This window comes from Cellulosilyticum lentocellum DSM 5427, assembly GCF_000178835.2.
In the GTDB taxonomy this organism is placed as follows: Bacteria; Bacillota; Clostridia; order Lachnospirales; family Cellulosilyticaceae; genus Cellulosilyticum; species Cellulosilyticum lentocellum.
Genome location: NC_015275.1, coordinates 4,481,108 through 4,501,585 on the forward strand (window position 1 = coordinate 4,481,108; position 20,478 = coordinate 4,501,585).

General features: G+C 35.4%; 21 protein-coding genes. 1 reads left to right on the top strand and 20 read right to left on the bottom strand.

All coding sequences use genetic code 11. The features are described 5' to 3' along the window. Positions 1-12: 12 nt before the first annotated feature. From CLOLE_RS20390 to CLOLE_RS20420, 7 genes are all read right to left on the bottom strand, one after another. Positions 13-1,191 carry a hypothetical protein gene (locus CLOLE_RS20390; RefSeq protein ID WP_162145096.1) on the bottom strand — a complete coding sequence of 393 codons (1,179 nt, stop codon included), beginning with the start codon at positions 1,189-1,191 and terminating at the stop codon, positions 13-15. Then, positions 1,164-3,071, bottom strand: a complete 1,908-nt coding sequence (locus CLOLE_RS20395; protein WP_013659019.1) for a hypothetical protein — start codon at positions 3,069-3,071, stop codon at positions 1,164-1,166. Before CLOLE_RS20395 ends, CLOLE_RS20390 begins: the two co-directional genes overlap by 28 nt. Further along, the gene (locus CLOLE_RS20400) at positions 3,071-3,307 is read right to left on the bottom strand and encodes a hypothetical protein (protein WP_013659020.1); all 237 of its coding nucleotides are present in this window, start codon (positions 3,305-3,307) and stop codon (positions 3,071-3,073) included. The genes CLOLE_RS20395 and CLOLE_RS20400 overlap by 1 nt, the downstream gene beginning before the upstream one ends. Positions 3,308-3,460: 153 nt before the next feature. Continuing rightward, complete coding sequence (locus CLOLE_RS20405) at positions 3,461-4,486, bottom strand: radical SAM protein (RefSeq protein ID WP_013659021.1); 1,026 nt, start codon at positions 4,484-4,486, stop codon at positions 3,461-3,463. Between the two features lie 15 nt (positions 4,487-4,501). Next, positions 4,502-5,197 carry a hypothetical protein gene (locus CLOLE_RS20410; RefSeq protein WP_013659022.1) on the bottom strand — a complete coding sequence of 232 codons (696 nt, stop codon included), beginning with the start codon at positions 5,195-5,197 and terminating at the stop codon, positions 4,502-4,504. Positions 5,198-5,421: 224 nt separating this feature from the next. Then, positions 5,422-6,516 carry an IS630 family transposase gene (locus tag CLOLE_RS20415; RefSeq protein ID WP_013655600.1) on the bottom strand — a complete coding sequence of 365 codons (1,095 nt, stop codon included), beginning with the start codon at positions 6,514-6,516 and terminating at the stop codon, positions 5,422-5,424. A gap of 406 nt (positions 6,517-6,922) precedes the next feature. Beyond that, a complete protein-coding gene (locus CLOLE_RS20420; protein ID WP_013659023.1) occupies positions 6,923-7,456 on the bottom strand; it encodes a cysteine hydrolase family protein in 534 nt (177 codons plus the stop codon). 335 nt (positions 7,457-7,791) lie between these two features. On the opposite strand from CLOLE_RS20420, the gene CLOLE_RS20425 reads away from it, so the two are divergent. Continuing rightward, a complete protein-coding gene (locus CLOLE_RS20425; RefSeq protein ID WP_013659024.1) occupies positions 7,792-8,142 on the top strand; it encodes a thioredoxin domain-containing protein in 351 nt (116 codons plus the stop codon). A 213-nt stretch (positions 8,143-8,355) separates the two neighbouring features. Here the strand turns inward: CLOLE_RS20425 and CLOLE_RS20430 are convergent, their stop codons facing one another. The 13 genes from CLOLE_RS20430 to eutL all read right to left on the bottom strand — a co-directional run bounded on the left by CLOLE_RS20430 (position 8,356) and on the right by eutL (position 20,467). After that, a complete protein-coding gene (locus tag CLOLE_RS20430) occupies positions 8,356-9,999 on the bottom strand; it encodes an ABC transporter ATP-binding protein (RefSeq protein ID WP_013659025.1) in 1,644 nt (547 codons plus the stop codon). A gap of 148 nt (positions 10,000-10,147) precedes the next feature. After that, positions 10,148-11,866, bottom strand: a complete 1,719-nt coding sequence (locus CLOLE_RS20435) for an ABC transporter ATP-binding protein (RefSeq protein WP_013659026.1) — start codon at positions 11,864-11,866, stop codon at positions 10,148-10,150. A gap of 845 nt (positions 11,867-12,711) precedes the next feature. After that, positions 12,712-13,179: a cupin domain-containing protein gene (locus CLOLE_RS20440; protein WP_013659027.1), complete on the bottom strand. Its 468-nt coding sequence runs from the start codon at positions 13,177-13,179 to the stop codon at positions 12,712-12,714. Beyond that, positions 13,180-14,271 (bottom strand): ethanolamine utilization protein EutH, encoded by a 1,092-nt coding sequence (eutH, locus tag CLOLE_RS20445; RefSeq protein WP_013659028.1) that lies wholly within the window; start codon positions 14,269-14,271, stop codon positions 13,180-13,182. 40 nt (positions 14,272-14,311) lie between these two features. Then, positions 14,312-14,860, bottom strand: coding sequence for a BMC domain-containing protein (locus tag CLOLE_RS20450; protein ID WP_013659029.1), 549 nt, complete (start codon positions 14,858-14,860; stop codon positions 14,312-14,314). Beyond that, positions 14,853-15,128 carry a EutN/CcmL family microcompartment protein gene (locus CLOLE_RS20455; protein ID WP_013659030.1) on the bottom strand — a complete coding sequence of 92 codons (276 nt, stop codon included), beginning with the start codon at positions 15,126-15,128 and terminating at the stop codon, positions 14,853-14,855. The genes CLOLE_RS20450 and CLOLE_RS20455 overlap by 8 nt, the downstream gene beginning before the upstream one ends. A gap of 14 nt (positions 15,129-15,142) precedes the next feature. After that, the gene (locus tag CLOLE_RS20460; protein WP_013659031.1) at positions 15,143-15,796 is read right to left on the bottom strand and encodes a hypothetical protein; all 654 of its coding nucleotides are present in this window, start codon (positions 15,794-15,796) and stop codon (positions 15,143-15,145) included. A 19-nt stretch (positions 15,797-15,815) separates the two neighbouring features. Next, positions 15,816-16,439 carry an ethanolamine utilization phosphate acetyltransferase EutD gene (gene eutD / locus CLOLE_RS20465; RefSeq protein ID WP_013659032.1) on the bottom strand — a complete coding sequence of 208 codons (624 nt, stop codon included), beginning with the start codon at positions 16,437-16,439 and terminating at the stop codon, positions 15,816-15,818. 49 nt (positions 16,440-16,488) lie between these two features. Then, the gene (locus CLOLE_RS20470; RefSeq protein ID WP_013659033.1) at positions 16,489-17,256 is read right to left on the bottom strand and encodes a cobalamin adenosyltransferase; all 768 of its coding nucleotides are present in this window, start codon (positions 17,254-17,256) and stop codon (positions 16,489-16,491) included. A gap of 117 nt (positions 17,257-17,373) precedes the next feature. After that, the gene (gene eutM / locus CLOLE_RS20475) at positions 17,374-17,664 is read right to left on the bottom strand and encodes an ethanolamine utilization microcompartment protein EutM (protein ID WP_013659034.1); all 291 of its coding nucleotides are present in this window, start codon (positions 17,662-17,664) and stop codon (positions 17,374-17,376) included. A 69-nt stretch (positions 17,665-17,733) separates the two neighbouring features. After that, entirely contained in the window at positions 17,734-19,209 is a 1,476-nt protein-coding gene (locus tag CLOLE_RS20480) for an acetaldehyde dehydrogenase (acetylating) (protein WP_013659035.1), read from the bottom strand. Positions 19,210-19,245: 36 nt separating this feature from the next. Then, the gene (locus CLOLE_RS23875) at positions 19,246-19,812 is read right to left on the bottom strand and encodes a BMC domain-containing protein (protein WP_013659036.1); all 567 of its coding nucleotides are present in this window, start codon (positions 19,810-19,812) and stop codon (positions 19,246-19,248) included. Between the two features lies 1 nt (position 19,813). Next, positions 19,814-20,467 (bottom strand): ethanolamine utilization microcompartment protein EutL, encoded by a 654-nt coding sequence (gene eutL / locus CLOLE_RS20490; protein ID WP_013659037.1) that lies wholly within the window; start codon positions 20,465-20,467, stop codon positions 19,814-19,816. Between the last annotated feature and the right edge of the window lie 11 nt (positions 20,468-20,478).

Genomic DNA, 20,478 nt, shown 5'->3' on the forward strand with positions numbered 1-20,478 from the left:
TCTTTTTATCTACTATTCAATTATAATATTCCCATTCCTATCTACATAGGCTATCTTAACATCTGTTATCCTTTGAATATTAGCATCAACAGCTTTTTGACCTACAGTATCTAAACCACCAGTATTAATTAATTCATTATCTATTGATATCTGCTGAGCTGTTCGTGTTGCACTTCCACTTTTTACTTCTACTCCTACCACGGTTCCATCAGGAGCCGTAACAACAATATCATATCTTCTTAATGTTCCATCACCTGTCCTTACACTTATTTCTCGCCCATTTACAACAAAACCATTATCTATCAAGTATTTTTCTGCTATATCAACTCCTGGCGTTCCTGGTATTGTTCCTGAATTTCCTGCAAAATGACCTTTTGAATCTCGTATACTTCCATCACTATATCTCTTATATCCTAAATCAGCGAGCTCTTGATCTGTCATTTCAGATAGCCTCTTGCCATCTACTCTAGTGTTACCCACTTCTTTTGTGCTTGAACCTACATCAGCTTTGTCTGCTTCTTTTATAGCAGCATCTAAATCACTTTTTTGAATATCTTCTATAATACTCGTTTTTACATCATTAAAGATATTATTTGTTGTTTTAGTTAAAAAGCCATCAGCTTTTTTGTATAAGCTAGATCCTAATTGATCTACTTTTTTAAGTCCTAAAACTCCACCCACTACTGTTTCTACAGTAGCAAATACATCTTTCTGATAATGAACTAATCCTTCTGGAGACATTTTGCCCGTTATAAATGACTCGAAACCTGCAATGGCTCGATAAGGGGCACCTAATATAGTATTTTCATTTAAGTTAGGGTTAAAAATATTCTGCCCAAGTTCAACTACACTACTTGTATACTTCTGGCCATATTGTATATATTCATCCTTCTTTTTATCAAGCTCGTAATCTGATACAGTTCCAATCATATTTCCCGCCAAGATTGCACCCATATCCATTAGTCTTAAGCCTGGTTCTACAACTAACGAGTATCCTCCTGTAATATTGTCTTGTACCATTTCATTAGCAGCAATAAAAGGGGTCATCCCTCCAAGTGTAAAATTATAGAATTTTTGTTTCGTAATATACCTTTCCATATCTTTTTCATATTCTTCTTTGGAATAACTAAATTGCGTACTCTGTTTTAATTGCTCTTCTTCCATCACACGGAAATTTGCTGTTGTTCCCACTGCATATGAATTAGTATTTTTTTATCATTGTTATTATTGCTGCTCTTTAATTGCTCTTCTTCCATTACACGGAAATTTGCTGTTGTTCCTATTGCATATGGATTAGTAGTTCTTTGATTATTGCTACTCTTTGCCTCTCTTACTTCCGTTGGTACGTAGGAATAATTTTCTGGAGATACTGGTACTCCATCTTTAAAAATACCATTTTTTACTACATTATATACTATGATTCCTTGTCTAAATTGTTCTGAATCAAGTTCTATATTAGTACCCTTAATGGTAAACTTATGCTCTCCTTCATATTTTACACCTGTACTCTTTTGTTTTTCTGATGTTGTCTTTTTATTTTTGACGTTGTTTACTTCTTGTTGTATAGATGCTAAAGTGGTAATTCCAACTTTCCCTTCATTTACTCCTGTATTGTCCAGTTTATGATCTTTCTTAAACTCATTTGCCGCTCCTTTTGTATCCTTTCCATAATAGCCATAATATCCCCCTGTATCTAGATAGCCTAATAGTTCTAAATCCTTCTGTAGTTGCATAATTATCTTACTTTCATCTGTAGTAACCTTATTAGTTGGATCTCCCATTCCAAATTGTAACAGTTTTCTTGTATCACCATTTTTAGGAATTGTTGCAGTTACAACTGGATTAGAAATAGAGCTACTTTTTACAGCAGAAAGAGCCCCTGACATTGAAAGGAGTGTTTTATTGCCCTTAAATGTTGATGATAAAAGAGATGTATTTAAAATGTTTGCTTGCGGCATATTAGATGTGTTTTGATGGAAGTATACAGGCATATTTATTGCTTTTATATCTCTATACTTAGAAGAAACATCTTCCGAATCCTTTACTGCTCCAGCTAATGAACCTTTAAGTATATTACCAGCTCCCCCAAATATTGTACCAGTATTCCCTTTACCTAGAATAGTACCCATAAAAGTTTGCGATATGAGAGAAGTAACTTGTTTAATAGTACTTGCCGTTGAAGCAGGTGTTTGAATATTTTTGTTTGCTGTTGATTGTGCAACAAAGGATAAACTTTTACTTATTGTAGTTACCATATCTGCTGCAGTATCCACAACCTTTGTAGCTGTCTTTTTTACATCATCGCTGGTAGTTACTGTTGTTTTTGAACCAGTCGAAGTTGACTGAGTTGCCGCATTTTGAGTAACAGCATTTACAATAGTAGTTGCTACTTTTGCTATGTTTGAGCTAGAACTACTGTTAGATTCAGAAGATTTTACATTACTGCTAGTTGCTTCTGACGTTGTGGTATTGGCTGTTTGTGCTATATTATTTATAACTGTTGCTACTGCACTTGCGATTGCTCCAGTAACTGAACCAGTTACTGTTCCTGCAACTACGTTAGTAACCGCACCTATTATTGTACTAGATGTACCATTGCTTGAATTTGTACTAGTTTGGGGACTAGAATTGCTACCTGGACTGGTACTGTTGTTGGAACTAGTAGTAGATGTAGAGGATTTTACACTACTGCTCGTTGTTACTGTTGTATTTGATCCTGAAGTTGTGGTATTGGGTGTTTGTGCTACCGCATTTATAACTGCTACTGCGGCACCTGTGATTGCTCCAGTAACTGAACCAGTTACTGCTCCTGCAACTACGCTAGTAACTGCACCTATTATTGTACTAGATGTACCCCCACTTGGACTTGTATTAATTTTGGGACTAGAGCTGCTACTATTGTTAGAACTAGTACTAGAACTGTTCTGAGATGTGGAAGCTTGTACACTACTGCTAGTTGTTACTGTTGTCGTTGACCCAGATGATGTTGTAGAAGTATTCTGGGCTATGGTATTTGTAATTGCTGTTACAGTATTTTTTATACCACTAACTATACTACTGACTGTATTCACTACGTTACTAGAGCTACTGGCTGAAGAGCTACTACTTGAATAACTACTACTTGGCTTGTAACTACTTGTTGAAGAACTACTACTTGAATAACTACTGCTTGGTTTGTAGCTACTACTTGAATAACTACTGCTTGACTTGTAACTACTTGTTGAAGAACTACTACTGCTTGAAGAGCTACTACTGCTTGAAGAGCTACTACTTGATCTATAGCTACTAACAGCTGAAGCAATTCCACTTGCTACTAAAGAAAATATTCCCACCTTATTTCATCTCCTTATACTTTATTATATAAACACTTATTTTGTAAGTGAATTATATTTCTAGAATAGATTAATAATAGTCATTAAGTTAATATGTTGCTAAATAAAATAAGTTAAAATGATGTCATTTAGTTTCTAGTGTTTATATCATCAATTATATTTCTGCATTCTATAACCTTATTGGCTTTAAAGGCATAACATCCTCCCGAACATTTCATTGTCAGACGCTCGTAGCAATCCTTACATCTTATATCTGTACAGATTTGGTAGCAAAGGGTATCGAAGCAGTTATTAAAGTAAGCTTTTGCTTCAAATATAGTGTTAAAATCTGATATTTTGGCTTTCTCATATTCAGAGAGAGCAAAACAACGAATAACACTTAAATCAGGCAAAATATCAATAACAGGCTCACAGGTTACAAAATCACTTAGTAGATTTCGATCATCATTTCCTGTAGCTATAAGTTTTCGTCTAAGCATTTCTAGTTCGTTCTCCTGAAAAATGCACTTAGGAATAGCATTGCAGTCATAAAACGGAATAATTCCCACATCCAAAGCATCATGATAAAAATTAAGAACATATGGCTTCATTTCATAAAAATAATCAAGTGCACTTTGTCTTCGAAGTTGCTCCGTATTTGGCACACTAAGAGATGTTCTTACATATTTAAATTGATGGTGCTTAAGTAGCTCTAGGAGATATTGATACTCAAAATTTGGTTTATACATATTAATACCAAGAGTTATTCTATCTCTCATGTAATATTCTTCAGCAAATAAATCTATGTTCTTTACTGTCTTTTCAAATTGATTAGCCCCTATATCATTTGGTGCATTGCAGTTTATAAGCAAACTAAATTTCGGATGTGTAAGTTCTTTTACATACTCATCTATAAGGATCCCATTGGTGAATAATGTGCATCTTTTTATTCTATTATCTTCTATAATAAGCTGCAGCATTTGCTTAAATTGTTTATGGACAGTAGGTTCTCCTCCAATTATACCTATGCCTTCGTCAGAATTGGTAAGTGAGAAATCAATAGCTTTCATAAATGAAGATAAGGAAATGTCTTCTGTGCTTTTTCCAACAAACTCATTAGCAAAACAATAGGAACATCTTAAATTGCATCTCTTTGTGACCATAATATTAGCCATTTTAGTTTTATCCCCTTATGCTCTTGATTGCAGTAGTCCTGCCGATGAATAGGTACTTATTCTTCCAATATTAAATTTATCTTCTAAGACAAATTGTCCATCTATAAATAATTTCATTGTCCAAAGTCCATGATGATAAGTTCTTTTTGAATCCTCTAAATTAATCCAAAACCATATTACTAGAGGTTTATCTTCATCTCCTTCTGGCGTGTATAAGTGATTTTCACTTATTTCAAACACTTCTCCTAGTGCATTGAACCAGATAGCTGTTACTGAATGTAATCCCGTTACACTGGTAAACTCAAATCTAGTAACTACTTTTTTATCTATAAATAGGTTAAAATCTTTTTTATTATTTGGAACTTGTCCCTCATGAATATTAGAAGATATATTGTATTGCTCTATATGTACTGTATATTCTGCATTATTATAAAGTCTAACATCTTCTTCACTGATCATAAGAACAGACCAAAGTTCCCCATGATCATCAGGCAAATATAAATTTGCTAGAGGATCATTTAGTTTAATACCATCGTTAATGAGATATTTATAAAAATGTTGCCCCGGTTCAGCTATACATTCTAAAACCCATTTATCCCCTTCTTTTTTCATTTCCCCTTTACTAGCATCAAAAGCATTAAAATCCCCTATTACAGCTATGCTTTTGATTGATAAGTACTGCGTTTCTTCATATTCAAATGTTACTTTCATAATGTTCCCCCAATAGCATTAATAATAGATTTATCACATTACTTAATTTTTGATGTTTTAGCCATATTATCTCAAGTAATGTGTTTGATCGCTGTCAAAAAAGTAAATATAATCCACATATGCATAAATATTATAGATATAAATAATGAGAATATAGATAAACCATTTATAAAACTAAATAATGTTGTAATATTTCAGGAAATAAGTAGGACTAAAATACCTACTTATATTCTGGACTTGAAGTAGTAATTTCTGGGATTAACGATGTTTTTAATTAGCCCTTTATCATCATTGAATTGATTATATAGATGATTAACTTCTTCAAAGAGTGCATCAGTACTCTCTTTAGCACCTACTGTATACACTTTATTCTTAAGCAAGTTCCAAATGTTTTCTTGTGGATTAAGTTGTGGTGAATAAACGGGGGTATTAATAAGTACTAACCTATTAGTATTTTGACTCCAGAACTCTTGAATCTCATGATTATTATGTGTTTTAGCATTATCTAAAACAACATACACCTTCTTTCCAAGATTACGTTCTAATAGTTCACTTAAAAATTCTTTTATTTCTTTACCTTTGATAGTATGTGCTGCATCATATATATCGGCTATTGTATCAAAGTTTTTGGTTATTTCTGTTGCACCAATAATATTAACCCCTTGATGAGAACCATTGCTTTCTAAGATAGGGGACACCCCAACTGGACTCCAAGTTCTCCTGTTATCAGATTCTGTTCTTAGGGCAGTTTCGTCCATAACATACAAAACACTATCAGAATCGTTTTCTACAGTACTCGTAGTTTCTATCATTTTTTTAAACGATTCTTGCTCAGATTTTACACCTTTACTTGGTCTTTTTTGAGCTCGTTTGAAGCTATAGTTGTTTTTATGAAGTGTATCTCTAATACATTGTGGGCATAGCCTTATCCCGTAGTTTTGATTAAGATAATCTGATAAAAGCTTGGCAGTCCAAACATTGCCTAGAAACTCAAAATCATTAGGGATATTATGCTGAACCACTTCTAAAAGATCATGTTCCATTTCAGCTGTCATTTTGCAATTAGAAGGGGTTCTACCTCTATAGTCTTCTAAAGAAGAAATACCAAGCTCATTCCAACGATTTATATAGGTATAAACAGTAATTAAACGTACTGCAAGAAAATCTGCAATTTGTTTAACTGAATTGCCTTCTATAAGCATAACAACTGTCGTAAGAACATTCCTACCTATCTCTGTAGAATAAGATCTTCTTAATTTTTTTAGTTCTTCTAACGAGTATCCATGAAGTTCAGCTGTTACGGAAGTTGTTCTGCTCATAAATGTCATCTCCTAATCCTTTTTTACTTAGGATATGAAAAATAACAGAAATCATACAAACATATAACAGTATTTAAAATGGTTTATCTATAGCAATAAAAATGTACAAAATGTTAATAATATTGTGATTTAATAAAATATTTATAATGAGCATTTGGTTTATAATATCTACTTTTTTTATAACTTCTGCATATCCTTAAATTATGTTTTATATAGAGATTTTATTGAGAATGAATGTAAATCACTTTGTTTATTCTATAATAATCCAGAAGCAGGTAAAATTTATCACCGTCTCGGATTTGAATCTATCGATAAATGGACAATGCTCTTTAAAGCTTAAGGCTTTAAAGAGCATTGTCCATTTATTGTAAATATCTATTCTATTAATAATTTCATCTAATAAGAATTACTTCTTTAACTCTTCTTCTAATTCTTCTATTGATTGTACTGTAGCAAAACGTTTATTCCAAACTTTATAGTTGTAAAACTCATATAGTTGTTTACCAGTTAAATACTCATTATCAAAGGTCATATTCGTTTCCTCTGGAATAATAGGTTGATAGCCATGCTCAAAAGCAACTTTACAAGTTGTATCAATACAGTATTCTGTCTGCATACCTACTAAAATAATGTTTTTTACTTGCTTGCTATCAAGATATGCTTTTAACCCTGTATGTAAGAAAGCACTATTATACTGCTTTTCAAAAATACGTTCTTCTTTCATAGGCTTAATTTCATTATAAATCTGCCATCCTGGAGTCCCTTGTTCAAGGTTACTCCCCTCTCTATCATCATGACGCACATAGACCACCTCTACTCCATTTGCTCTGCAGAGCTGAAGAAGGTAAGCTATGTTACCTATGACCCTTTCTTTATTATATGGACCTGCTTCAACAAGTGCTGTTTGAACATCAACTACTAATAATACTGTATTTTTCATATTTCTCTCCCTTTATATCTTTTGATAGTGCCAGCTTTATCACTATCCTCTTGTATTTGATCACCTATAGATTAAGAGCTCAAACTATTTCTCCAGCAAAATAGTGATACTCTTTTTTAAGTTATAAGTCTAATCTCTTCTTTTTAAACATAGTTACTATCTCTTCATTTTACCCCTTAATTAATATATTTTCATTCATTATTATGTATGATTTATATCATAATGGGTACCATACATTATATATTCTTCACGGCAAAGCACTCAGATAAGAATACAAATGTTTGATGACATCATTTAGTTTTGATATAATATGCTAAAAACCTAGGAGGACCAAAATGTTTGAACAAGCTACATACGAAGAAGATGTGAAATCATTTAAGAAAATATTTTCTACAGAAGCAGATCAATTACTGTCTAAAGAAGAATTAGCTATTGTTTATATTGGTCGTGCAACATGCCCATTCTGTCGTAAGTTTGCTAGAAAATTAAGTGGATTGACTAATGAAATTAACCAGGCTATTTATTATATAGAAAGTGATAATGCTCTAGATAAGGAAATTAACTCATTTAGAGAAAAGTATAATATTCTAACTGTACCAGGCTTTATTGTCAGTCATAATGGACAAGTAGAAGTGCGTTGTGATTCTTCAACTCCAGAGGCAGAAATATTAGCTATGATAAAATAAATACTCAAGTATAAGTTAAATCCTTATTTGATTTAGATAGCAGTCAGAAAAGTCTATATGTATATCATGCGAAATCTCTTATGAGGATAGGATAAAAATAGCATCTATATACTATATGATACATATCATTTTCCAGCGTGAGATTATGGGAATGGTCTCACGCTCTATTTTTGTTCTGTTACATCAATCCGTTACATCAAATAGTTACTAGTACTACGCACCAATTTGTGTCTGATACATTCTATGGTATATGCCTTGCTTTTCTAGAAGTTCCTCATGATAGCCCATCTCTGCAATCTCACCTTTTTCAAGGACGATGATGTAGCAATCTCTAATAGTAGATAATCGATGGGCAATAAAGATAGAGGTTCTTCCTGTTGTAAGTGTCTTGATGGCTTCTTTAATCTTTCGTTCAGTACGTGTATCAACTGAGCTAGTAGCTTCATCTAAAATCATAATAGGTGCATTGGCTAGAATAGCCCTTGCAATGGTGATTAGCTGCTTCTCTCCTTGACTTAAGGTGTTGGCTTCTGACCCTATGATGGTATGATATTGATTAGGAAGCCTTTGAATAAAGTCATGTGCGTTAGCGCTTTTGGCAGCTGCTATTACTTCTTCATCTGTGGCATTTCGCTTGCCATATCTAATATTTTCTAGAATACTCATAGGGAAAAGTGCTGCATCTTGAAGTACCACGCCAAAGCAATCCCTAAGGTCTTTTCTTCGATAATTCCTTATATCTTCTCCATCTAAAAGAATTCTGCCGGAACTTACATCATAAAATCTAGTAAGCAAACTAATAATCGTTGTTTTACCTGCCCCTGTAGAACCAACAATGGCCACTCTTGTACCTGACTCTATATTTAGATTGATAGACTTAAGAATAGGCTGCCCTTCTTCATAACCAAAGCATACCTCCTCAAAGCTAATCTCTCCTCTTGGCTTTGCCAATGCTTTGGCTCCTTGTACATCTTCTAGCTCTACTTCTTCATCAAAAATTTCAAAGATACGCTCTGCACCAGCCACAGCTGTTTGTAAAATATTATAAATGTTGGCAACTTCATTGAGTGGACGTGTAAACTGCTTTGCATAAAGTAAAAAGCTTGAGATAATCCCTACTGTAATAACACCCTTTGTAGCCATCAAGCCTCCTACTACTGCTATAAATATAAAACATAGGTTATTGATAACATTCATAAGTGGCATTAAAAATCCTGACCATATCTGCGCTTTAATAGCTACTGCTGCTAGCTTATCATTTACCTCTTCAAACTCTTCTATCAAGGCTTCTTCCCTACCATAAGCCTTAACAATCATAGTACCTGAGATACTTTCTTCGATATGACCATTAAGTCTTCCTAGTGCTTCTTGCTGCTTCCTAAAAAGTATCCTCGTTCTTTTAGTGATACTCTTGGTTAAAAGATAAATAAGTGGGCCTGCCACCAAGGTTACTCCTGTTAATGAAATATTTAAAGAAAGCATCACTAAAAATACACCAACTATGGTGAATACTAATTGCATCAGCTGGGTCAGTGAGTCTGATATAGTTGTACTAATATTATCGATATCATTGGTTAACCTACTCATAAGATCTCCATTTTGCCTTTTGTCAAAAAAGGCAAGTGGCAAGTGATTAAAGTGATTAAATAATACCTTACGAATGTATTTAATCATCCTTTGTGAAACAGCTGCCATAGCATAGCCCTGCATGAACTTAATCAGATAATCCCCTATATAAAAAGCAGCTAATGCCATTAATAATACAAGACTAGGATTGCCATCCTCTATTGAATCTACTACTTTTCCTATTAAATAGGGTGTAACCATTACAATAATAGCTGCAAAGCCTGATAACATGAAAATTAACCCTAGTCCTTGCCTCTGGCCCTTTGTAAGTTCCCATAATCTTTTTAACGTTCACTTGAAATTCTTAGGCTTTACAACGGTACCTAAACTTCTTTTCCAAGTTGACCCTGGGTTGGCTCCCATAGGATTCTTTTGCATATCAGCCAACCTGTTCACCACCTATCTGTGACTCATAAATCTCTTGATAAATAGAACACTGCTCCATCAATTCTTCATGAGTTCCTTTTCCTACTAACTTTCCATTTTCCAAGCATAGAATATAATCTGCTTTCATAACCGTTGAAATCCTCTGGGTAATTAAGAAGGTTGTCATACCTTTTGCATAAGCGCTAATCCCTTGAAGCACCTTGGCTTCAGTAGTAGCATCTAGTGCACTGGTACAATCGTCTAATATTAAGATTTCTGGATCTTTAACTAACGCTCTAGCTAACGAAAGTCTTTGCTTTTGCCCACCTGAAAGATTAATACCTCCTTGCCCCAAGACAGTTTGTAATCCTTGATCTAAATCTGCTATAAATCCCTCACACTGAGAAATGCGAATCGCTTCCTTTAACTTTTCTTCTGAAACTCCTGGCTGTCCCCATCTTAAGTTACTTTCAATCGTTCCACTAAATAAAAGAGCCTTTTGAGAAACTAAAGCCATCTTTTCACGTAGAGCTTTTAGCTTTACTTCTTTGACATCCTGCTTACCTACTTTTATCTTGCCGCCAGTTGTATCATAAAAACGAAGTAATAGCTGAATCAATGTGGTTTTCCCTGAACCTGTAGAACCAATAATACCACAGGTCTTTCCTCTAGGAATGTGAAAAGTGATATGCTCTAAGGTATATTCTTTGGTAGAAGGATAATGAAAGCTTACGTCCTCAAAAGAAATACCTTCAGCTAAATCTATTTCTTTGTCCTTGGTGGTCTCTATCATGGCAGGCACTTCCTCTAATACTTCTTTTACACGGCTAGCAGAAGCATTAGCACGTATCATATTATTTAAAATATTAGATACCATTCCCAACGCAAATAATACCTGGGTCATATAGTTAACACTGGCCATGAGTTTTCCTATTTCTATATCTCTCCCCTCATAACCTGCTGTCCAAAGTAAAACTACAATACCAAGGTTAACGACTAGGCTAATCAGTGGATTAAATACTGCATTGACTCTCATAGCACTTTGATTAGCTACTGCTAATTCATCTGCCACCTCTCCAAACCTCTCCTTTTCTTGTTCTTCTTGCCCAAAAGCCTTTACAACACGAACAAGATTAAGATAGGAACGGCTCACATCATTTAAGGCATCCAGTTTAATCTGTACTTTTCTAAATCTAGGATACCCTAATTTCATATTGCCAATAATAAGCACCGTAGCTATGACTAAAATACAAACCACTACCGGTATTTGTGCAGGCGTCTGGATAATAATAAACCCTATGGCTCCTATACAAATAATGGGCGCCTTTACTAGTATTCGCATACAGCCATTAATGAAGTTTTGAATCTGAGCCACATCATTAGTAATACGCGTAATAAGCGAAGCCGTTTCTAAATGGTCTATATTTTCAAAAGAAAAACTTTGAATTTTACGGTAAAGTTCCGAGCGCATTTCTTTTCCTATAGTCTGCGAAATATGCCCCGCAAAGTAATTTCGACCCACTGCTCCTGCCGCACCTATAAGTGCAATTTCTAACATCATCATTCCTAGCTTTAACACCAATGTAGCATTACCACTAGCTACTGCATCATCTACTATTTTAGACATCATCATGGGCTGCATTAAATCACAAAAAGATTCAATGACCAAAAATAAAATTGCTAGACAAAATCCCATTAAATGTCTACGTATGTAAGAAATAATTAACTTCAATGCCAATCCTCCTTTGTAGTCGATATAATTATGTATTTTTATTTGATCTTATCCTTCATTATAGATATAACGTAATTATACAATTGCTCTTATAAATAAAAATTTGTCTTGGCGTTTATGAGAAGTACGTCTGAGAGAAAATGAGTGGGTATGGGTGCCTTTCGTTGTTCCGGTTCACATTTTTAGAAGCACTAAGTTCACTTATTTAGATGAACGGCAGAACTCGCTTCGCTCAAACAGCTGCCTAAAACCCATCTAAAACGTTCACTAAGTGCTTCTAAAAAAATGTTCCCAAGTCACTACTCCAGGCACCCATACCCACTCATTTTCACAAACGTTGTTGACCTCATAAACATCCAAGACAGTGAAGCAGCGTGGAAAGAAGGCGTAACGATAATAAAAAAACACTCAGAACCAAGGAAAAGACTAGAGCAATAACGTATTAAGTTTTCTTCTATTTTTATTTTTTTCTTGAAAACACTTCAGGAGAGTAACTTTGCGCGTTATTGTTGGTAGAACTGAGAGAGGGTGGCTGTCCTAGCGGGGTGACTTCGGAGTATTTTCAGTAGGCACTTAGCGAACGTTTTGGATGGTACTTAGCCCACGTGTTTGAGGGAAACGAGTTTGTGGGCGTTCATCCAAATAAGTGAGCTTAGTGCCTACTGAAAATGCGGAGCGGAACCACGTAGGATAGTCACCCTCTCTCAGTTCCGCCCAAATAGCCTAGTGAAGTTACCGATAAGTTTATTCCTTATTTATATTATAGCTCAATTTTCCCTTTAAAGCTGTTCTAAAATAACAAAAGAGGATGCCCTTAAGCATCCTCTTTTGCTATTTCCCATTTTTTAAGCTTGTCCTGCCCAATCTGCTGGATAAGTTACATAAATAAATCTTGCATAATGAGGCACAGAGAACTTAATAACAGAACCTTTTGGTATAAGAATTAATTCTCCTGCATTGGCAGTTACAGTTTCCCCATTAATGATAATGCTTAAACTGCCTTCAATGACATAGTCTATTTCATCATAGTTTAATGTCCAGTCAAAGGTAGTCGATTTCATTTCCATCACACCACAGCCTAACCTTGGGCTTTCTTGTAAGGTAAATAAATCTTTTGTATAAACTATATCAGCAGCCACGCCTGTATCAAGACGGTTACTTTCATCAACTTTTACAGTTGGCACCTTAACAGACATTACACCAGAAGAGGTTACTTGTCTTGAAAAGTCCACATGCTTGCAACTTCCTGCTCCTAGTTTTTCTACAATGATTTGTTTAATAAGTGTCTCTAAAGTTGAGCGATCTATATCCATCTATGCCTTTTCCTTTCCAAGTGTTTTATTGGCAATAAACATAGCTACAATAATAGCTGTAATACCCCCTACTAACTTTCCTACTATCATAGGGAATATCATTTCTGGATTAAAGCCAGCGGTAAAACCTAGGTGATCTCCAAATACAAAAGCTGCAGATACTGCAAATGCAACATTTAGAATCTTCCCTCTTGCATCCATATCCTTCATCATGCCAAACATAGGAATACTATTAGCTAAACTCGCTACAAGGCCAGCTGCTCCCACATCATTCATTCCTAATACCTTTCCTAATTTCATTAGAGGTGTCTTAAAGACTTTCGTAATGACATACACTAATGGGAATGCACCAGCTAATACAATCGCAATGTCTGCTACAATAGTAAAACCTTCCGAAATAGGTGTCATACCAGGAATAATAACAATACCTGTAAGCTGCTCAATAATACCTAACGCAAGACCAAAGATAATAACAGCTACTACGAACTTTCCGAAGTAAGTAAAACCTTTAATCATACCATTTTCAAAAAAGAATAGTCCTAAAGCGATAAGCACTGCAAAAATAATGATTGGAATAAGATTCATAATAACCATCATGATTGGAAAACCTGCTACAAGTCCTCCCACAAAGGCACCTATAGGAATTGTAATAACCCCTGCTAGGACTCCTGTTGCCAAATATTTACGATCTGACTCTTCAATAATGCCTAGCCCTACTGGAATAGTAAATACAATTGTTGGCCCAAGCATAGCACCTACGATAAGGCCTCCAAATAGTCCTGCATTAGGATCTATAGCTAAAGCTTCAGCAAGAGGTGCTCCTCCCATATCATTTGCCAAAATAGAACCTGCAAACATAGCTGGGTCAGCCCCTAAAAATCCGAATAAAGGAACAATAACTGGCTTAAGTAGCTCTGCAATAACAGGTGCTAATGCTATAATACCAACCATAGATATGGCTAGTGTTCCTATAGCCATGATCCCTTCTTCAAACTTCTCTCCTAACCCGAACCGATTACCTATAATTTTATCTATAGCTCCAAGCACTGCAAAAATCACCATGATATAAACAATGATTTCGTTTATACTCATAAAAAACGCCTCCATTTATTTGGATTATCATTAGATACTTTCAGATTAAGTATTTTTTAATCTCCTTACTGGGAGATGGAATAATAGCTGTATTGGAATACTCATTCTCACTTAATATGTTCTTAATTTCCAAGAAACCATATTCAATACTACTAACAGGACCTGTTATAGTAAAAACTAATCTGCCACTAATACATTGTGCTAATTGCATTTTAATAAGTCTAACATCACTAGCTTTTAAAACGCGGTCCAGTGCTACAATTCCCGTACAAACCTTATTAGTTTCTACAACACCTATTGCATCTATTATTTCCTTAGTTACATACTTATTTTTAAAAGCATCTATAATAACAGGAGATACTGCATGTAGTTTAAAACTATCTACTAAAATTCTAGCAACTTGGCTCTTTCCATGATCAATAGCCTCATCTACCGCGCCCTCATCTCCTGTTACAATAATTAAAAATTTACCAGGGCAAATGGTTCTACAATAAATAATTTCAACATTTGCCTTTTTTACTATTTGGTCAGAAATCTCAATTCCTTTACTAATACTCCTAAATTCAAGTGCACCTATGCTTCTATTCATTTTCCTCTACCTCTATAGAATCCACTATACCAACAACGGCTGAATCAATAGGACAATCCGGATTACCTACTGCATAACGTGCAGAACCACCTCTTACCACTAACACCAAATCACCTACTCCTGCACCAATAATATCTGCTGCTACAATAAGCTCTGGTTTTTCCTTTCCTTGTTCTAGAAGTATCTTAAGAACAAGGAATTTCTGACCATTTAACTGTTCATCCTTCTTAGTGGCCCATACACGCCCTATAACCCTGCCTATTTCCATAGCTTCTGCATCTCCTATACTCTTTTAATCTCAATATGATGCTTTCGTATATAATCATCTGCTAGCGGGGTAATAATGCAGCCTTTTGAAATAGTAACACTACAAATTCCTTCAAGATGTTTCTTAATAAGGTCTGCCTCTAAAAGTAACTTTTTATAAGTCATATCAAAGTTAACATTACCTGTAATGGGTTTTGGTGCTTTGTGATTATCTCTAGACTTTGCACTATTAAGTAATTCATCTAAATGACTAATACACTGAATACCATAGTTTTTAATCTTATCTTCGTAATCCATTAAAAGTGTGTATAGAGCTTTATGCGCATTCTCTTTGTAACGCCTGTATTCTATACCTTCTTCTAGCATATAAACCTGTTTCTCATTTAAAAGAGCTTTTAATATAAGACTTTCCTCTTCTGTAACAGGCGAGCTAGTAGCTAAATGGCCTAGCATCTCTATAGTAAGCTTAGTAATTACTATCCCTTCATAGCTTTCCTCGCTATTCTTATAAACACTACACTTATAAGCTTGCTTTAAATACTTTAAACCTACATCGGGCATGGGGCCAATAAATATCAGCTTCTTTAATGAAGTTTGTTCATTACATTTATCCTCTAGCCTTTTATAAACTTCATTCAAAATTTCATCTATTAAGGTTTGACTGTACATGCTCCCACCCCTTCTCATCTTATTTAATAATCATACCTAAGGTGCCTTTAGTAAAACCACATGCATTGGCTTCATCATAGTCAATATGGATATATGTTCTAAAATCCTTACTTACACGTACTACTAAATCATCAAAGATGAGTGGTCTTACTCCAAAAACTTTTACTTTCACAATCTCACCATCTGTTACATGGAACCTATTTGCATCCTCTGGGGTAATATGCATATGCCTTTTAGCTACAATAAGTCCTTGTGAAAGCTTTACCTGCTTATCTCCATTACTTATTGTAATCTCAGGTGTTCCTGTAATATCTCCACTTTGCCTAATAGGTGCTTTAATTCCTAGAACTAGGGCATCTGTTAGAGAAATTTCTACCTGAGATGCTTTTCTTTCTGGACCTAATACTACTACATTTTTCAAAGTTCCCTTGGGCCCAGAAATCGTAACACGTTCAGCAGAGGCATATTGTCCTGGCTGAGATAATTCCTTCACAGGTGTAAGCTTATAGCCTACACCAAATAATGTATCTATATCTTGTCTCGAAAGATGCACGTGTCTACCGGAAGCTTCTACTTCAATAAATAATTGCTTTTTTAAGGCTTGTACTATGGTGTCTACTAATTGGTCTACTGATGCTGACATATAATCTCCCTTCTCTATACTGTATTTATTCCATTAGCTTTAAAAAAATTTATACGTTAGCTTTATATTTGCCTGCTAAGTATTTAAACATCATAACCCAGAATAATGAGGATAAACGGTTTAAAGACTTAATAATATCTTCTCTGCTCACTTGCCCATACTCGTCTTTAAAAGCTTTATAGGCAATAAGCTCTGTTTGACGTGTTAAAGTCCTCAGTTTATTAAGATAAGCTACCATTTCTCCTTGTTTATAATGAGGTAAAAAATGCTTGATACCATAATATTTGCTTGGATGATGGGAGTGTTCTCTAAGTTCTTTAGCATCTAGACCTTGCAGCGTAAATTCACCTATTGGTTCACCACACACTTCATTTCTTAATAACCTTCTAATGAACTTAATAATTTCTTCAAGGTCTGCTATTATCTGTGGCAAATGCTCTTTTTCTGCAAAAATCTGTGTCATAACTATTTCTGCTTCTAAGCTATCTATCGCACCTCTAAAAACAATGCGAGGATGATCTTTGAATACCAATAGATTGTCTCTAAGGTGTGTCATATGCTCAGGTTTTTCATTTAATTTAGCACCAAACATAGTCTCATAAACCTCTGTTCGATCGCTTGCCATCTGCTCTTCACTCACCTTTGTCACTTCTCCTATGAGATTATCCTCTATCTTCATTTCAATACCTTTTTCTAATAAATAAGCTCTAGCTGAAGGTGTAATAATTTTATTACGTGGTACAACTATTTGACCCTTTTCTTTTAGCTGTCCACTTGCAAGCATTTGCCTTACATCATTTTCTGTTAATACGGACACTTATTCACCTTCTTGCCCTATAATATAGTCTGCTACCTTGTTATAGAAAGAGGTTACCTAGATATAACTCTAGGTATCCTCTTTTTGCCCTTAAAGGACCCTTCCTATAGGAGCGTCTTATGCTTGTGCATGACTATGTGGCAAGATAACGTCAACTTCTGAATGAGGTCTTGGAATAACATGCACAGAGATGAGTTCGCCTACTCTTTCTGCTGCTGCTGCTCCTGCATCTGTAGCTGCTTTTACAGCACCCACATCTCCTCTTACCATAACAGTTACAAGGCCACCTCCAATTTGCTCTTTACCAACTAAAGCAACATTGGCTGCTTTTACCATTGCATCAGCTGCTTCAATTGCGCCAACTAAACCTTTTGTTTCAATCATTCCTAATGCATTTGTATTTGCCATTTTATTTTCCTCCTATAAAGTATAGTGTCATCTATTACACTACATCCTTAGTATTCTACTTTTCGCTAATTATATTAACTCTTTCATAATCCTTCTTACGATTTCATCTACTAAATTCTTCTCACAACAGCTATTACCAATATTTGACGAAGAACAACCAACTCCGGCTTCTTGTCTCAATGTTTCTATTTCCTTTATTCCATAAGCCACGCGCCTAATATTAATAAGATCCATAGGGCCAATGTTATTAGAGGATGAGCTACCACCTACTGCACCACAACCTAAGGTAAGTGCTGGGAATAAGTTAGTTGTACCACCAACACCACCTAATGAACCCATGGTATTAACTAAAATACGTGATGCTGGAATATGGAGTGAAAAATGTTTTACTAGCTCCTCATCATTAGCATGCATACAGAAAGTATGTCCTTTTCCTTCTAAATGAAGGATTTCTTGTGATTTCTTAAGCACAGCATCTACATTTTCTTCTACATAAAAGGCAAGGATAGGTGCTAACTTTTCTCTTGAATAAGGATATTCATGACCAACATTTATTTCCCTTCCAATCAGTACACGCGCTGCACTTGGTACTTTAGTAAGTCCTGCTAGTTTAGCAATGTGTTCTACACTCTTTCCTACAATTTGAGGGTTCATTGTACCATTGGCCCTTAGGATAAACCTGGCTAGTTGTTTATTTTCTTGTTCGTCTAAGAAATAGCCACCTTGAGCTTTAAACTCAGCAATTACTTTTTCTTCCATACATCTTTCAACGATGACAGATTGTTCTGAAGCACAAATGGTACCATTATCAAATGTCTTGGAATCTATAATGCGTTTAACAGCTAATTTAACATCTGCACTTTTATCAATAAAAGCTGGTCCATTTCCTGCACCTACTCCAATAGCTGGCGTTCCTGAAGAATAAGCAGATTTTACCATACCCGGTCCACCAGTTGCTAAAATCAGTTTAGTATTAGGATGTTTCATAAGCTCTTGTGTTGCATGTAAAGTTGGAAGCGTAATAGTGGAGATTGCTCCTTTTGGACAACCTGCTGCTTCTGCTGCTCTTGTTAATATATCTACTGTTTCTTTAATACAGTTTCTCGCACTTGGGTGTGGAGAAAAAACAATACAGCTACCTGCTTTAATGGAAATAAGTGTTTTGTACATAATTGTAGAAGTAGGGTTAGTAGATGGTACAATCCCTGCAATAACCCCTACAGGTACACCTATATCTAAGATTTTTTCTTCTTTGTTGTCTCTTAAAATACCAATTGTCTTTTGATCTTTGATAGCTTCATAAATACCTTTTGATCCAAAGATATTTTTGATTACTTTATCTTGCCAACGTCCAAAACCTGTTTCTTCATTTGCCATCTTTGCTAACTTTTCAGCATTGGCAGCTCCTGCATCTGCAATAGCTTTTACAATCTTATCGATTTGACATTGACTAAAGGTAGATAATACCTCTTGCGCTTTTTGTGCTTCTATTAAAAGGTTTCTAACCTCTTGAATGGATTGTAAGTCTTTATCTATTAGTTCCATTGGGGCCTCCTTACTTAGTTGTCATCTATAGTTTGTTTATTTTCTAGCCTCAGTTATCATCTTAATCAGCTCTGACTTTTTAGCTTCTTTTAATTGCTTGATAGGCACATTGATCCCCAAAGCCTTAATAAGTGCTCTCAGCTCAGTATTACTTTTTTTACTAAGGTCCTCAGCACTTACTATGTCTTCAGTAGTACTCTCTTCTAATTTTGAATCTGTATCTGTGCTTAATATACTCGGCTCCTGAGGCACTGTATACTCTAAGTTATCTGGTGCTGCTTGCTGTTTTAGTCGGCCTTCCTCACTGTTTTTCTTATTAGCTTTGATAGTACTTGATTGTATAACTTTTCCAATCAGGCTTTCATCTACCCTTGGAATAACATGAGTTGCCCTAACCTTACCAATTCTCTCAGCTGCTTCACCACCTGCTTGTACTGCTGCTGTGATTGCTCCTACATCTCCAAAAAGTTGTACTGTCATAATGCCGCTGCCAACCTTTGACACACCACTTAGTTGAACATTAGAAGCTTTTAATGCGGCATCCGCTGCTTCTATTGCAGCAGGATATCCGATTACTTCTATAAGGCCTAGTGCTTGCATCATCTTAATAATCCCTTGGGTTATCTGCTACAGCTTTTATAGCTTCAGCAAATGCAGCACATGCGGCATGACATGCAGATTGAGTTCCTGTGAGCAGTCCTCCGCCAAAGTTTGTCTCCGAAGGTGGCCCAAAGAATTCCACTAATTTTACATCTGCCGCTTTCATTGCAGCATCAAGTCCATATATCGCTTCCATTGGAGGAGCAATTAAATAAGCAAGTGGCTCCCCTTCTTCAACACCTGCTACCTTAGACAGATATGAACCTGTACGAGATACTGTATGCGCATAATAGACAATAGAATCATCTTCGTTAGCACTTATAAAACAAGCATCTGACCCAAAAAAGTCTAAAGCAGCTTTAAGACCACTTCTTACCTCTGCTGGGCTTGGTCCACCAATAATACCAATCACTTCACCTGCTAGTTTTGTAGAAGCATTACCTGCTCCTGCATACATAGAACGTGCATACACGACTTCAACATCTGCATCTTTAGTGGCTTCATCTAATGCAGTATACGTCACATCATCACTGTCAGCTGTGATGATTCCTATACTTTTATGCTTTGGTCCTAATTCTAATTTTGCTGCAAGCTCTGGACTAACATTGGAAATGACACGCACACCAAGTACATTAGCTCGCACTTTATCGTTTTTCATTATGACTGCCT